Source organism: Streptomyces cyanogenus, assembly GCF_017526105.1.
GTDB lineage: Bacteria > Actinomycetota > Actinomycetes > Streptomycetales > Streptomycetaceae > Streptomyces > Streptomyces cyanogenus.
In genome coordinates, this window is record NZ_CP071839.1 from 1,941,660 (window position 1) to 1,954,475 (window position 12,816).

At 71.3% G+C, this 12,816-nt stretch carries 10 protein-coding genes and 3 pseudogenes; 4 read left to right on the plus strand and 9 right to left on the minus strand.

Going from position 1 to position 12,816, the window contains the following annotated elements:
* Nucleotides 1–27 precede the first annotated feature (27 nt).
* Both S1361_RS08620 and S1361_RS08625 read right to left on the minus strand, forming a co-directional pair.
* Entirely contained in the window at nucleotides 28–534 is a 507-nt protein-coding gene (locus S1361_RS08620) for a sigma-70 family RNA polymerase sigma factor (RefSeq protein WP_208031251.1), read from the minus strand.
* A gap of 91 nt (nucleotides 535–625) precedes the next feature.
* Nucleotides 626–1,801 carry a glycerophosphodiester phosphodiesterase gene (locus S1361_RS08625; protein ID WP_208031252.1) on the minus strand — a complete coding sequence of 392 codons (1,176 nt, stop codon included), beginning with the start codon at nucleotides 1,799–1,801 and terminating at the stop codon, nucleotides 626–628.
* Between the two features lie 326 nt (nucleotides 1,802–2,127).
* Here S1361_RS08625 and S1361_RS08630 point away from each other — a divergent pair, with 326 nt between their 5' ends.
* Together S1361_RS08630 and S1361_RS08635 are read left to right on the plus strand one after the other, a co-directional pair.
* Nucleotides 2,128–2,817, plus strand: a complete 690-nt coding sequence (locus tag S1361_RS08630; RefSeq protein ID WP_208031253.1) for a lysophospholipid acyltransferase family protein — start codon at nucleotides 2,128–2,130, stop codon at nucleotides 2,815–2,817.
* Between the two features lie 125 nt (nucleotides 2,818–2,942).
* Nucleotides 2,943–4,571: a multicopper oxidase family protein gene (locus S1361_RS08635; RefSeq protein WP_208031254.1), complete on the plus strand. Its 1,629-nt coding sequence runs from the start codon at nucleotides 2,943–2,945 to the stop codon at nucleotides 4,569–4,571.
* An 89-nt stretch (nucleotides 4,572–4,660) separates the two neighbouring features.
* Here S1361_RS08635 and S1361_RS08640 read toward each other — a convergent pair whose 3' ends face one another.
* The 6 genes from S1361_RS08640 to S1361_RS08665 all read right to left on the minus strand — a co-directional run bounded on the left by S1361_RS08640 (nucleotide 4,661) and on the right by S1361_RS08665 (nucleotide 11,666).
* Nucleotides 4,661–6,184, minus strand: a complete 1,524-nt coding sequence (locus tag S1361_RS08640) for an MFS transporter (protein ID WP_208031255.1) — start codon at nucleotides 6,182–6,184, stop codon at nucleotides 4,661–4,663.
* Nucleotides 6,181–6,732 (minus strand): TetR/AcrR family transcriptional regulator, encoded by a 552-nt coding sequence (locus S1361_RS08645; protein WP_208031256.1) that lies wholly within the window; start codon nucleotides 6,730–6,732, stop codon nucleotides 6,181–6,183. The genes S1361_RS08640 and S1361_RS08645 overlap by 4 nt, the downstream gene beginning before the upstream one ends.
* A gap of 84 nt (nucleotides 6,733–6,816) precedes the next feature.
* Entirely contained in the window at nucleotides 6,817–7,788 is a 972-nt protein-coding gene (locus tag S1361_RS08650; RefSeq protein ID WP_208031257.1) for an aldo/keto reductase, read from the minus strand.
* 55 nt (nucleotides 7,789–7,843) lie between these two features.
* On the minus strand, nucleotides 7,844–8,680 hold the full coding sequence (locus tag S1361_RS08655; RefSeq protein WP_208031258.1) for an alpha/beta fold hydrolase: 837 nt from the start codon (nucleotides 8,678–8,680) through the stop codon (nucleotides 7,844–7,846).
* Nucleotides 8,681–8,912: 232 nt separating this feature from the next.
* A complete protein-coding gene (argH, locus tag S1361_RS08660; RefSeq protein WP_208031259.1) occupies nucleotides 8,913–10,343 on the minus strand; it encodes an argininosuccinate lyase in 1,431 nt (476 codons plus the stop codon).
* 129 nt (nucleotides 10,344–10,472) lie between these two features.
* Entirely contained in the window at nucleotides 10,473–11,666 is a 1,194-nt protein-coding gene (locus tag S1361_RS08665) for an argininosuccinate synthase (RefSeq protein WP_030981761.1), read from the minus strand.
* 207 nt (nucleotides 11,667–11,873) lie between these two features.
* On the opposite strand from S1361_RS08665, the pseudogene S1361_RS08670 reads away from it, so the two are divergent.
* Nucleotides 11,874–12,314 (plus strand): annotated as a pseudogene (locus S1361_RS08670) (hypothetical protein); the annotation flags it as partial.
* A gap of 97 nt (nucleotides 12,315–12,411) precedes the next feature.
* Here the strand turns inward: S1361_RS08670 and S1361_RS39070 are convergent.
* Nucleotides 12,412–12,568: pseudogene (locus tag S1361_RS39070) on the minus strand (pyridoxamine 5'-phosphate oxidase family protein); the annotation flags it as partial.
* 4 nt (nucleotides 12,569–12,572) lie between these two features.
* On the opposite strand from S1361_RS39070, the pseudogene S1361_RS08675 reads away from it, so the two are divergent.
* Nucleotides 12,573–12,815, plus strand: a pseudogene (locus tag S1361_RS08675) (pyridoxamine 5'-phosphate oxidase family protein); the annotation flags it as partial.
* Nucleotide 12,816: the final 1 nt, after the last annotated feature.

Below are 12,816 nucleotides of genomic sequence, written 5' to 3' on the forward strand. Positions count from 1 at the left end.
CACCTGATCACCTGCCGTCGCCTACTCCTATCCCCGCGCTTCGCAGGCCGCAACCTCCGGCGCGAGCAATCGACGCAGACATCCCAGACATCGGGAACGTTCCGGGCCCAGACTGCCCTGTGAGATACCCAACTCCCCCGCGATCTCCTGGTATGTCAGGTCCTTCGGCGAGAGCAGCGCCTCCAGGAGGCGGGGGCAGCGGCCGGGCAGCCGGCGGACCGCCTCCCGCAGCGCGCGGTACCGGGCGGCGGTCAGGACGTGCTGTTCGGGTCCGGGGCGCAGGTCGTCGGCCGGTTCACCCTCGTACGGCCGTTCCAGGCGGCGGGTGCGGCGGGTGCGGCGGGCCTCGGCGCGGACGGCCCTGCGCAGCCAGCCCTGGGGGTCCGGCGGAGGCCCGTCGGTCTCCAGCCGCTCCAGGAGCCGCAGCCAGACGGCCTGCTCCAGGTCACCCGGCTCGCTTCCGGCGGCCTGAGCCTCGGCGGAGGCCTCGGCGGTGAGCAGAGGGTGCAGGGCGGCCAGCAGGTCGTGCGTCATATGCGGAAGACGAGCCGCCCCGGCGGGGAGTTGCCGGGGCGGCACACAGTCACCCCGAACGGGGTGCGGGGCGGTGCGGTGGTTGACGCCGTCAGCCCTTCAGGAAGTCGGCGCGGGCGAGCAGCCCGGTGTCGGCGTTGTCGGTGAAGACGCCGTCGATACCGGTGGCGAAGTACCGCTTGAAGGCGCCGAAGACGTCACCGTAGGCGTCGGCCGCCCCGCCCTTGCGGTACTCGGCGGGCAGGAAGGGGTTCTCGTTGCGCATCGTGTACGGGTGCAGCACGAGGCCGACCTTGTGCGCGTCGGCGACCAGGGTGGTCGGCTCGGCGAGGGTGCCGTCCGCCTTCTTCGGGATGATCAGGTCCAGGGTGGGGCCGATGCCCTGGGCGTAGCCGGCGATCTCGCGCAGCCCCTTGGGCGTGACGAGGTCGGCGACCGTCCGCGGGTCCTTCGCCTCGACGAAGTCGTACGGGCGGCTGTCGGCCGAGGAGAGCAGGACGACGAGCGGGTTGTCGACCAGCCGGTTCAGCCGCTGGATGCTGGTGGGTTCGAAGGACTGCAGGATGACCGGGGAGTTGCGGCCGTCCTTGCCGTACTTGCGCAGCAGCTTCGCCACCCGCTCCTCCAGACCGAGGCCCAGCTTGCGGAAGTAGGTGGGGTGCTTGGTCTCCGGGTAGATCCAGACCTGCCGGCCGCGCTTGCGGGTCTGCTCGTCCTGCCACCTGAGGACCTCTTCGAAGGTGGGGATCTCCCAGCGGCCGTTGTAGAGGGTGTTGTGCGGCCGGTTGGCCGGGATGCGCTCCACGGCGCGCAGCGTCTTCAGCTCGGCGAGCGTGAAGTCCTCGGTGAACCAGCCGGTGGTGGAGACGCCGTCCACGACCTTGGTGGTCTTCCGGCCGGCGAACTCCGGACGGGAGGCGACGTCCGTCGTGCCGCCGATCTCCGGCTCGTGCCGGCAGACCAGGTGGCCGTCCTTGGTGGGTACCAGGTCGCCCGCCTCGACCACGTCGGCGCCGAGGTCCAGGGCCAGGTCGTACGAGCCGAACGTGTGCTCGGGGCGGTAGCCGCTGGCACCCCGGTGGCCGATGATCGTCGGCACCGGCAGGCTCTTCAGCCCGCGCCCGCCGGGTCCGGCCGTCCGGGTCTCGGCGGCCCCGGCCGCCCCGGGCAGTCCGAGGACCGCTCCGCCCGCGCCGAGCACCGCGGCGCCGAGCAGCGCCCGCCGTCCCGTTCCCTGTGTCCGCCCGTTCGCCTGGTCGCTGTCCATGAGCGCCCTCCTGCCGCGTTCGTTCATCGGTGCGGCCCGATCGTAGGGTCGTACACATGGCCGAAGGGAGACTCCCGTTCGAACACCCGGGTGCGGTCGGGTGTCCTGCCAACGGCGGAAGGTGACGGTTCGTCGGGCTCGGGCTCACCGTCCGCGCGATGTCCGTCACACCGCCGCAAGGCTGTTACGGGCCGTCCTGCGGACGCCACCGCAGGTAAACCCGCGTCAACACTTCGTAAGACCTCGGTGAACCGGGCCTCCCCGATGTGCGCGCGGCCCGGCGCCGCGAGTAATGTCCTCACCTGCACAGACTCATATCGCCCCCCTTGACATCGGAGGACCCGTTGTCCCGCTTCGCGCTCATCAAGGCAGTGCTCGGACCGATCATGCGCCTGATGTTCCGCCCACAGGTGGAGGGCGTGGACAACATCCCGGGGGACGGGCCGGTGATTCTGGCCGGTAATCACCTGACGTTCATCGACTCCATCGTGCTGCCGGTGGTCACCAAGCGGCAGGTGTTCTTCATCGGCAAGGACGAGTACGTCACCGGCAAGGGGCTCAAGGGCCGGCTGATGGCGTGGTTCTTCACCGGCGTCGGCATGATCCCGGTGGACCGCGACGGGGCCAGCGGCGGCGTGGCCGCGCTCATGACGGGCCGGCGGATCCTGGAGGAGGGCAAGATCTTCGGGATCTACCCCGAGGGCACCCGGTCGCCCGACGGGCGCCTGTACCGGGGCCGTACCGGTATCGCCCGCCTGACCCTGATGACCGGCGCGCCGGTGGTGCCGTTCGCCATGATCGGCACGGACAAGCTGCAGCCGGGGGGCCGGGGCATCCCGCGGCCCGGCCGGGTCACCGTGCGGTTCGGCGAGCCGATGGAGTTCTCGCGGTACGAGGGCATGGACCGCGACCGCTACGTGCTGCGCGCGGTGACGGACTCCGTCATGGCCGAGGTCATGCGCCTGTCGGGCCAGGAGTACGTCGACATGTACGCCACCAAGGCGAAGGCCGCCTAGGGCCGTCCGACGGACCGGCGCCGTAGGCGCGTCCGTCCGCCTGCAGGTGGAATCTGCCGCCGACACATCGGGCATTCGGCCGTATGAAAGCGGCCGTATCACCACACAACATGTCTGATTCAGGCATGTACAAACCTTCTCGGCGTACTCTGCTCCGTACCCCGATCGCCGCCGCCGGCGCGGGATTCCTGGCAGCCTGCACCAGTTCCGGGTCCGAGCCCGGTTCCGGCCCCCAACACGGGAACGGCGGGGCACAGTTCGTCCCACCCGGGCCCCGGGGGTACGTCAACCCGTCGGATCCGGAGGTCCTGGCCGCCGAGCGGAAACGGGGGTCCGGCCACGTCCGCACCTTCCGGTTCACCGCCGCCGCAGCGGAGCTGGACCTGGGCGGACGGTCGGTCCGCACCTGGGCGTACAACGAGGAGGTACCGGGCCCGCTGGTGCGGGTCACGGCCGGTGACGTACTCGACCTCACGCTCGCCAACCGGCTGCCCGCCACCACCACGCTGCACTCCCACGGGGTGCGGCTGCGCTGCGACATGGACGGCGTGCCGGACCTGACCCAGCGGGCCATCGCCTCGGGAGACGACTTCCGCTACCACTTCGTCGCCAAGCACCCGGGAACGTACCTGCTGCACTCCCATGTGGGGATGCAGCCCGACCGGGCCCTGTACGCGCCGCTCGTCGTGGACGACCCCAAGGAGCCTCTCTCCTACGACAAGGAGTGGGTCGTGGTCATCGACGACTGGCTGGACGGGGTGGAGGGCTCCACCCCCGAAGGCGTCATGGAGCAGCTCAAGCCCGGCGGAGCCATGGACATGGGGAAGATGGCCATGGGTCCCGGCCACGGCAGCGCGCACCCCGGCAAGAAGGCGACCGGGCACCCGACACCGCACCGTAAGTCCACGGGCCCCGACCGGGTGCTGCACCACTCCTACAGCCGCATGCTCCACGGGGAGGGCGGCAGCGTCGCCTACCCGCACTACCTGGTCAACGGGCGGCTGCCCGGCAATCCGTCGGTGTTCCGCTGCCGTCCCGGCGACCGGGTGCGCCTGCGCATCATCAACGCCGGTTCCGAGACCGCCTTCCGGGTCGCGCTGGGCGACCACGCGATGACCGTCACCCACACCGACGGCTACCCGGTGAAGCACAAGCAGACCGACGCCCTGCTCGTCGGCATGGCGGAACGCTACGACGTGCTCGTCACCGCCAAGGACGGGGTCTTCCCCCTGGTCGCCCTGGCCGAGGGCAAGAAGGGCGGGGCCCTCGCCGTGCTGAGCACCGCCAAGGCGGGCAGGAAGCTGCCCCCGGCCGACGTACACCCGCACGAACTCGACGGCAGGACCGTCCCCGCGCACCGTCTCCTGCCCGACGACTCCGTGGCCCTGGCGGACCGTCACCCCGACCGCGAGATGCGCATCCGGATCACCGGCACCATGGAGAAGTTCGACTGGGGGTTCGACCACAAGCCCTACTCCGCGCAGCAGCGGCACGCGGTCCGCGCGGGTGAGCGGGTGCGGCTGACGCTCATCAACGCCACGGGCATGTGGCATCCGATGCATCTGCACGGGCACACGTTCTCGCTGGCCGGTATCGACTCCGTGGGCGCGCGCAAGGACACCGCGCTGGTGCTGCCGCACCGGAAACTGGTGATCGACTTCGACGCCGACAATCCCGGGCTGTGGATGCTGCACTGCCACAACCAGTACCACTCGGAGAGCGGGATGATGACGGTGCTGGGTTACAAGCGCTGAGGTTCGGGGCGCGGGCGCCGGGTGGTGTCCGGCGCCCGCGCGGCGGTGGCCGCATGTCGGCACCGCCCCGCGCCCCGGACGGAACCGGCTCAGCCCGCGCTTTCCAGTCTCTGTTCCTTCAGGAGGAGCCAGGCCACCGCCGCTGCCGCCAGGAGGACCGCCGAGCCCGCCCCCGAGGCCAGGTGGAGGCCGTGGACGAAGGAGTCGCGGGCCGCGGCGAGGAGCGCCTCCGCCTGGTGCGCGGGCAGGTCCGCCGCGGTCTCCACCGCCGCGCCCAGGGACTCGTGGGCGCCGGCCGGGGTGCCGGCCGGGCCCGTGAAGCCGCGGTAGACGCCGGTCACGATGGAGCCGAGCAGGGCGATGCCCAGGGCGGCGCCCAGTTCGTACGCCGTCTCGGAAACCGCCGAGGCCGCGCCCGCCTGGTCCTTGGGCACGCTGGAGAGGATGACGTCGGCGGTGACCGTGAAGGAGAAGCCCGCGCCGACGCCCACGACCAGCAGGGCGGCGCCGAGGACCGGGTAGCCGGTGGACTGGCCGAGCGTCGTCAGCGCGGCCAGGGCGACGCCGACCGCGGCCAGGCCGCCCGAGACCACCGTACGGACCGAGAAGCGCCGGGCGGCACGCCCCGCGACCAGGCCGGCCGCGACCGCGCCCACCGCCGCGGGCAGTTCGGCCAGTCCCGCCTCGAACGGGTGCCTGCCCTGAACGAGTTGCAGGTACTGGGAGAGGAAGAACACCAGGCCGGACATGCCGAGGACGGTCAGCAGGTCGGCGAGGACCGCTCCGCTGAAGCCGCGGCGCCGGAACAGTCGCATGTCCAGCAGCGGGACCGGCATGGTGAGCTGGCGGCGGACGAAGCCGTACAAGGCCGCCGCGCCCAGCAGACCGGTGCCCAGGCTCGTCCCGGTGACGCCGCGGGTGGCGGCCTCCTTGACGGCGTAGACCAGGGCGATCATGCCGACCAGCGACAGCAGGACGCTGCGCAGGTCCCACGGTCCCGGACGGGGGTTGCGGGACTCGGGCAGGGTGCGGATGCCGACCAGGACCAGGACGGCCATCACCGGCAGGTTGATCAGGAAGACCGAACCCCACCAGAAGTGCTCCAGGAGGAATCCGCCGGCGATCGGGCCGACGGCCGTACCGGCGGAGGCGGTGGCGCCCCAGATGCCGACGGCGAGGCTGCGCTCGCGCGCGTCGTGGAAGATGTTGCGGATCAGGGCCAGGGTGGCCGGCATCAGGGTCGCGCCGGCGACGCCGAGCAGCGCCCGGGCCAGGATCATCAGTTCGGGTGTGGTCGCGTAGGCGCCCAGCACGGACAGCGCGCCGAACGCCGTGGCGCCGACCAGCAGGATCCGCTTGCGGCCGATGCGGTCGCCGAGGCTGCCCATGGAGACGAGCAGACCGGCGATGACGAAGGAGTAGACGTCGCCGATCCACAGCAGCTGGGTGCCGGAGGGGTGGAGGTCTTCGCTGATGTAGGGGGTCGCCAGGCCGAGGACGGTGGCGTCGACGGCCACCAGCAGCACGGCCAGGACGAGGACGGACAGCGCGAGCCAGCGGCCCGGGCGCTTCACCGCCTCGGTCGCCTGTGCCGGCTGCAGGGTGCTGGTCATGGTTCCTCTCTTCGCAGAGCACCGCCGAGCAACAACTCGGCGATCATGGTCGGGAAGTCCCGGGAGGCCACGCGGCCGTCCAGGGTGGCCCACGCGCACGAGGCGATCAGGCCGTACAGGGCCTCGGTGAGCCAGACGGGACTGAGGTCGATACGGAATTCGCCGCCGCGCTGTCCGCGCTGGAACAGGGCGCCGATCCGGGTGTCCAGGCGCTGCCAGCCCTCGTTCTGCCGGTCGCCCTCCCACAGCTGGTTCTCGCCGTAGAGGAACGCGAGCAGTCCGGCGGCCGGCTGGATCTCGCGCACCAGCCGGCGTACGGCCTCGGCGGCGGACCCCTCCTCCGGCCGGGCGCGGTCCAGCGCCCCCTCGCACTCCGCGATGCCGAGCTGCTCCAGCGCCCGGACGAGCGCGTCCCGGCCGGCGAAGTGCCGGTGCAGGGTGGCCCGGCTGATCCCGGCGGCCTTGGCGACGTCGTCCATGGTCGCGGTGGATTTGCGGGTCAGCAGGGCGGCTGCGCTGCGCAGCACGTGGTCACGGTCGAGGGCCATGAGACAAGGATAGCCCAGATGAGACACTGATGTCTCACCGAAGGCATGCGTGACTCATATCCGCTGATCGGACGGGGTGACGCGTCAGTGCCAGGGCAGCTGTCCGCGGTGCTCCCAGTAGGCGCGCGGGTCCTCCGCGAGTGTGGCGAGGCGGGTCATCTGGTCCGCGTCCAGGTCGACGGCGGGGGCGTGGAGGTTGGAGACGAGCTGGGGGACGGTCGCGGCACCGGAGAGGACGACCCCGACCCAGGGCTCACGCAGGATCCAGGCGAGGGCGACCGCGTCACAGCCGAGGCCGGTCGCGGCCGCCACCTCCTGCAGCGCCTCCGGCGCGTGCGGTGCGGCCAGCCGGCCGTTGGCCATGCCCTCCTTGACGATCACGGTGAGCCCGGCGTCGTGCGCCTCGGCGAGCGCGGGGCCGGCGGAGCGCTCCAGGACGTTGTACGTCGACTGGACGGTACGGAAGAGGGGCTCGCCGTCGACCGTCACGGCGAGGGCGGCGCGGATCGCGTCGGCCTGGGCGGGGCCGCTGGTGGAGAAGCCGAGGGTGAGGCCCCCGGCGGCGGCCTCCGCCAGCCTGGCGTGGAGGTCCTTGTCGGTGAGGGCCGGGCTGTCCGGGGTCACCGAGTGGATCTGGTAGAGGTCGAGCCGGTCGCCGAGCAGGGCTTCGGTCTCGGCCCGCTGCCGTTCGTAGGTGGCGAGGCTGTGGTCCTTGACCTCGTGCCGCTCGGCGTCGGTGGACCAGCCGGCGGTGTAGGTGTAGCCCCACTTGCTGCCGACGACCGCGTCGTCGATGTCCGGGCGGGCGTTCAGCCAGTCGGCAAGGAACTCCTCCGAGCGGCCGTAGGAGCGGGCGACGTCGAAGTAGCGGACGCCCTGCGCGTAGGCCGCGTCGAGGAGTTCGTGGGTACGGCTGCGCAGCGCCTCCACGCTGCGGTCGTCGCCGAGGTCCGTGTCGCGGTCGAGGTTGATGTAGCCCGGGCGGCCGACGGCGGCGAGACCGAGTCCCAGGTGGGCGGTGGGGGTGGTCGCGGTGGCCAGGCGGCTGAACGGCATGGCAGGCTCCCTGTCGGCGGAGGATCTTGCCCCAATCTACCCAGCCGCCCGGGGTTCAGCCCGTGCCGACGCAGCGCGGCACGAAGGCGGGGTCGGCCGGCCCCTTGCGTCCGAGGGCGTTCAGCACCCACTGCTCGACCAGCGGCGACTTGGGCGCCTGGTCGTGCTCGGTGGTGTCGAGCGGGCAGCGGTCCTGGAGCAGCACGTTGGTGACGTAGCTGTCCGGCCCGTCGAGGAAGGCACTGGTGTACGGGACGACGACCTCGTCGTACCGGGTGGCGACGGCCGTGTAGTCGGGGCCGACCGGGGCCTCGGGGTCGGAGTTGAGCCGCTGGAGGAAGTCCGAGCCGGCGGTCTGGTCGACACACGAGGGGCAGACGGTGGCACCGGCGGCGAGCGCGAGCGGGTTGGAGGTGCCGTGGTTGGAGGGCACGATCCCGACGAGGTCGTCCACCTTGGTGGCACCGCCGAGGAACTTCACGTAGTAGCGGGGCATCATGCCGCCCTGGCTGTGCCCGACGATGTCGACTTTCCTGGCGCCGGTCGCACCGAGCACGGCGTTCACGAAGTCGCGCAGCTGGGCCGCCGCGTCCGGGATCGGGGCCGTCTCCAGGCCGCCGTACTCGAAGGAGAAGACGCAGTAGCCGGCGCGGACGAGCTCGGGCGAGAGGGTCAGCCAGTTCTCGTACGACGTCTTGAACGTGCCGTTCACCAGGACGACCGGCTGCGGATGGGCCGCGTCCGGCTTGCAGGACCAGTCGTTGGCGCCGGGCGGCGGTGTGTCGGCGGCGGAGGCGGGGGCCGTCGTGCCGAGCGCGCACAGCGCCGCCGCCGCGGCGGCGGCGAGGAGGCGGGCGGTTCGACCGGTGCGTCGGGTACGGGGTGCGCGCATGACGTCCCTTTCGTGCTGGTGCCGGCGGCTCAGATCGTCCGTTGTTCGGCATTGCCGAACGCGGATTACCGGAATGGTTACTTCCGGGTAGCGGGACGTCAAGGTTTCGGCCAGTGGCTGAAACCCGTCTGTTATCGAGTCCGTGAGCGAGCAGCCCCGGGCAGCAGGAGGAACCCGGACAGCACGAAGGGCCCGGACACGGGTCCGGGCCCTTCGAGGAGTGGCGGGGGAGCTAGGCCTTCTTGGCGTCCGCCCACGCGTGCTGGGCCGCCACGTCCGCCTTGACCTCGGTCAACTGGACGGCCACCGCGCTGGGGGCCGTACCGCCCCGCCCGTTGCGGGAGGCGAGGGCGCCGGGGACGTTGAGGACCGAGCGGACCTCGGGCGTGAGGTGGGCGGAGATCTTCGCGAACTGCTCGTCCGTGAGGTCGTCCAGCTCCTTGCCCTCGGCCTCGGCGACCTTGACGCACTCCCCCGCGACCTCGTGCGCCACGCGGAACGGCACGCCCTGCTTGACCAGCCACTCGGCGATGTCGGTGGCGAGCGAGAAGCCGGCCGGGGCCAGTTCCTCCATGCGCTCGCGGTTGACGGTGAGGGTGGCGATCATGCCGGTGAAGGCGGGGAGCAGCACCTCCAGCTGGTCACAGGAGTCGAAGACCGGCTCCTTGTCCTCCTGGAGGTCGCGGTTGTAGGCCAGGGGCAGGGCCTTGAGGGTGGCGAGCAGGCCGGTGAGGTTGCCGATGAGACGCCCGCTCTTGCCCCGGGCCAGCTCGGCGATGTCCGGGTTCTTCTTCTGCGGCATGATCGACGAGCCCGTGGAGAACGCGTCGTGCAGGGTCACGAAGGAGAACTCCTTCGTGTTCCAGATGATGATCTCCTCGGCGATCCGGGAGAGGTTCACGCCGATCATCGCCGTGATGAACGCGAACTCGGCGACGAAGTCCCGGGAGGCCGTGCCGTCGATGGAGTTGCCGACGCTGCCGTGCTCGAAGCCGAGGTCCTCGGCGACCGCCTCCGGGTCCAGGCCCAGGGAGGAGCCGGCGAGGGCGCCGGAGCCGTACGGCGACACGGCCGTCCGCTCGTCCCACTGGCGCAGCCGCTCGGCGTCCCGGGACAGGGACTGGACGTGGGCGAGCACGTGGTGGGCGAAGAGCACCGGCTGGGCGTGCTGGAGGTGGGTGCGGCCGGGCATCGCCACGTCCGGGTGGGCCTCGGCCAGGCCGATCAGGGCGTCCTGGAGGTCGGCGACCAGACCACCGATGATCCGGGCGTGGTCGCGCAGGTACATCCGGAACAGGGTGGCGACCTGGTCGTTGCGGGACCGGCCGGCGCGGAGCTTGCCGCCGAGGTCGGGGCCGAGGCGCTCCAGCAGGCCGCGCTCCAGGGCGGTGTGCACGTCCTCGTCGGCGATCGTGCCGACGAAGGTGCCGGCGGCCACGTCGGCCTCCAGCTGGTCGAGTCCGCCGAGCATGCGCGTCAGCTCGTCGTCGGTGAGCAGGCCCGCCTTGTGCAGGACACGCGCGTGGGCACGCGAGCCGGCGATGTCGTAGGGCGCGAGCCGCCAGTCGAAGTGGACGGACGCGGACAGCTTCGCCAGGGCCTCGGCCGGACCGTCGGCGAAACGGCCGCCCCAGAGCCGTACGTCCCCGCTGTTGCTGCTCACTTGCGTTGCTCCTCGAAGCTGTCGATGTACAGGCTCTTGATGTGCCACCGCCTCCCCACCCTTCCAGGCGGGGAGGCGGCTGTCAGGCTGATGCGTGCGAGGTGGACCCGCGCGTGCGACCGGTCGCGGTCACGCCAGGTCGCGCTTGGCCGCGATCTTCGACGACAGGCTGTAGATGTCGATGAAGCCCTTGGCCGCCGACTGGTCGAAGGTGTCGCCCGTGTCGTAGGTGGCGAGGTTGAAGTCGTACAGGGACTCCGTCGAGCGCCGGCCGGTGACGACGGCGCGACCGCCGTGCAGGGTCATCCGGATGTCGCCGGTGACGTGCTGGTTGGCCTCGTTGATGAAGCCGTCCAGGGCGCGCTTGAGCGGGGAGAACCACTGGCCGTCGTAGACCAGTTCGCCCCAGCGCTGCTCGACCTGCCGCTTGTAGCGGGCCAGTTCGCGCTCGACGGTGACGTTCTCCAGCTCCTGGTGGGCGGTGATCAGGGCGATCGCGCCGGGAGCCTCGTAGACCTCGCGGGACTTGATGCCGACCAGGCGGTCCTCGACCATGTCGATCCGGCCGATGCCCTGGGCGCCGGCGCGCTCGTTGAGCTGCTGGATGGCCTGCAGGACGGTGACGGGCTTGCCGTCGATGGCGACCGGCACGCCCTCCTTGAAGGAGATGACCACCTCGTCGGCCTCGCGGGCGACGGCCGGGTTGGAGGTGTACTCGTAGATGTCCTCGATCGGGGCGTTCCAGATGTCCTCCAGGAAGCCCGTCTCGACCGCGCGCCCGAAGACGTTCTGGTCGATGGAGTACGGGGACTTCTTGGTGGTGGCGATCGGGAGCTGCTTCTCCTCGCAGAAGGCGATCGCCTTGTCCCGGGTCATCGCGTAGTCGCGGACCGGGGCGATGCACTTGAGGTCGGGGGCGAGGGCGACGATGCCGGCCTCGAAGCGGACCTGGTCGTTGCCCTTGCCGGTGCAGCCGTGGGCGACCGTGGTGGCGCCGTGCTTCTTGGCGGCGGCCACGAGGTGCTTGACGATCGTCGGCCGGGACAGGGCGGAGACCAGCGGGTAGCGGTCCATGTAGAGGGCGTTGGCCTTGATCGCCGGGAGGCAGTACTCATCGGCGAACTCGTCCTTGGCGTCCGCGACCTCGGCCTCGACGGCGCCGCACGCGAGGGCGCGCTTGCGGATGACGTCCAGGTCCTCGCCGCCCTGGCCGACGTCGACCGCAACGGCGATGACCTCGGCGCCCGTCTCCTCGGCGATCCAGCCGATGGCGACGGAGGTGTCCAGACCGCCTGAGTAGGCGAGTACGACGCGCTCGGTCACGGGTTTCTCCTCACAGTGCATTCGCTGACATGCATGAGTATGCAGGGTTCTGCATGATTCGTCAATCAGCACTGGGCGGGCAGGAAATCCGCGACGAGTCTGGACGCGGGAAACCGCTTTCCCGTACTCCTCCCCGAACGCAGGCGCCGCGTTGCCCAACCCTTGCCGGGGGTCGACCAGACCCCCTGACCCAAGTGAGGCATCCGCATGTCCAGGGCTCTTCCGAAGTACGACCAGCGTCGCGTTGCGGTCGTCGGCGGTGCCGCCGCCGTGGTGCTGTCCGGCGCGGTGATCGCCGGCTCCGCCCTCGCCGGCACCCCGGCCGACAGCGACGACGCGACCGGCGCCCGCACGCCGGCGAGCCCCGGGACGATCACCTGCCCGGACGTCACCTCGAAGCTGCCCGCCGTCCCCGCCTCCGCGAAGGCAGAGGCCGACCGCGACCTCGCCCTCCTCCAGACCCAGATCCAGGAGGCCGACAGGCGGCTGAAGGACACGGTCGGCCAGGGCGGTCCGAACTTCGTCGACAACGCGATCCTCGGTCCGCTGAAGGACAAGCGTGCGTCGACCATCGACCGCATCGCCATCTCCATCGGCCGCGCCTCGGCCAAGCCGACGGGTCTGGACTCGCTGGCCGCCTGCGCCCTCACCGAGTGAGGTGACGGACAGCCGTGGCCGCCCCCGGGACGCGCGGGTTCGGGGGCGGCCACGGCACATCGTCCGGACCCGCCGGATCCGTCAATTACCTCCGGGAAGCGGGTGAGCAGGCTCGGGAAGGGCGGGTCGTCACGGAAGACGGGCTCGCCACGGCCGTGCACGCGCACGATGTTCGGCGGGCCCTGGAAGGCGCACCGCATCAGCGTGATCCGCCCGTTCTCCCTCAGGTGCCCGACGGTCCTCGAGGCCATCGACCCGGGCCTGCACGGACGGCGCGCGGTCATCGTCGTCCACGCCGAACTCGTCCGGGACTCCTGCGGGTACGCCGTCCCCCACATGGCGTACGAGGCGGACCGCGATCTGCACGCGAAGCGGTTCTCCCGCGAGGACGACGCCTGTCTGGACGCGTACTTCACCAGGAAGGAGCACATCGCGACCAGCCTGGACGGACTGCCCGGCCTGCCGCTGCCACTGCCGCCGTCTACCGTCTGAG

Bases quoted from the DNA above. Each gene is read 5' to 3' on its own strand.
- S1361_RS08655 (WP_208031258.1), bottom strand. From the start codon at position 8,680: ATGCGCGCACCCCGTACCCGACGCACCGGTCGAACCGCCCGCCTCCTC.
- S1361_RS08635 (WP_208031254.1), top strand. From the start codon at position 2,943: ATGTACAAACCTTCTCGGCGTACTCTGCTCCGTACCCCGATCGCCGCC.
- S1361_RS08625 (WP_208031252.1), bottom strand. From the start codon at position 1,801: ATGGACAGCGACCAGGCGAACGGGCGGACACAGGGAACGGGACGGCGG.
- S1361_RS08645 (WP_208031256.1), bottom strand. From the start codon at position 6,732: ATGGCCCTCGACCGTGACCACGTGCTGCGCAGCGCAGCCGCCCTGCTG.
- S1361_RS08650 (WP_208031257.1), bottom strand. From the start codon at position 7,788: ATGCCGTTCAGCCGCCTGGCCACCGCGACCACCCCCACCGCCCACCTG.
- S1361_RS08640 (WP_208031255.1), bottom strand. From the start codon at position 6,184: ATGACCAGCACCCTGCAGCCGGCACAGGCGACCGAGGCGGTGAAGCGC.
- S1361_RS08620 (WP_208031251.1), bottom strand. From the start codon at position 534: ATGACGCACGACCTGCTGGCCGCCCTGCACCCTCTGCTCACCGCCGAG.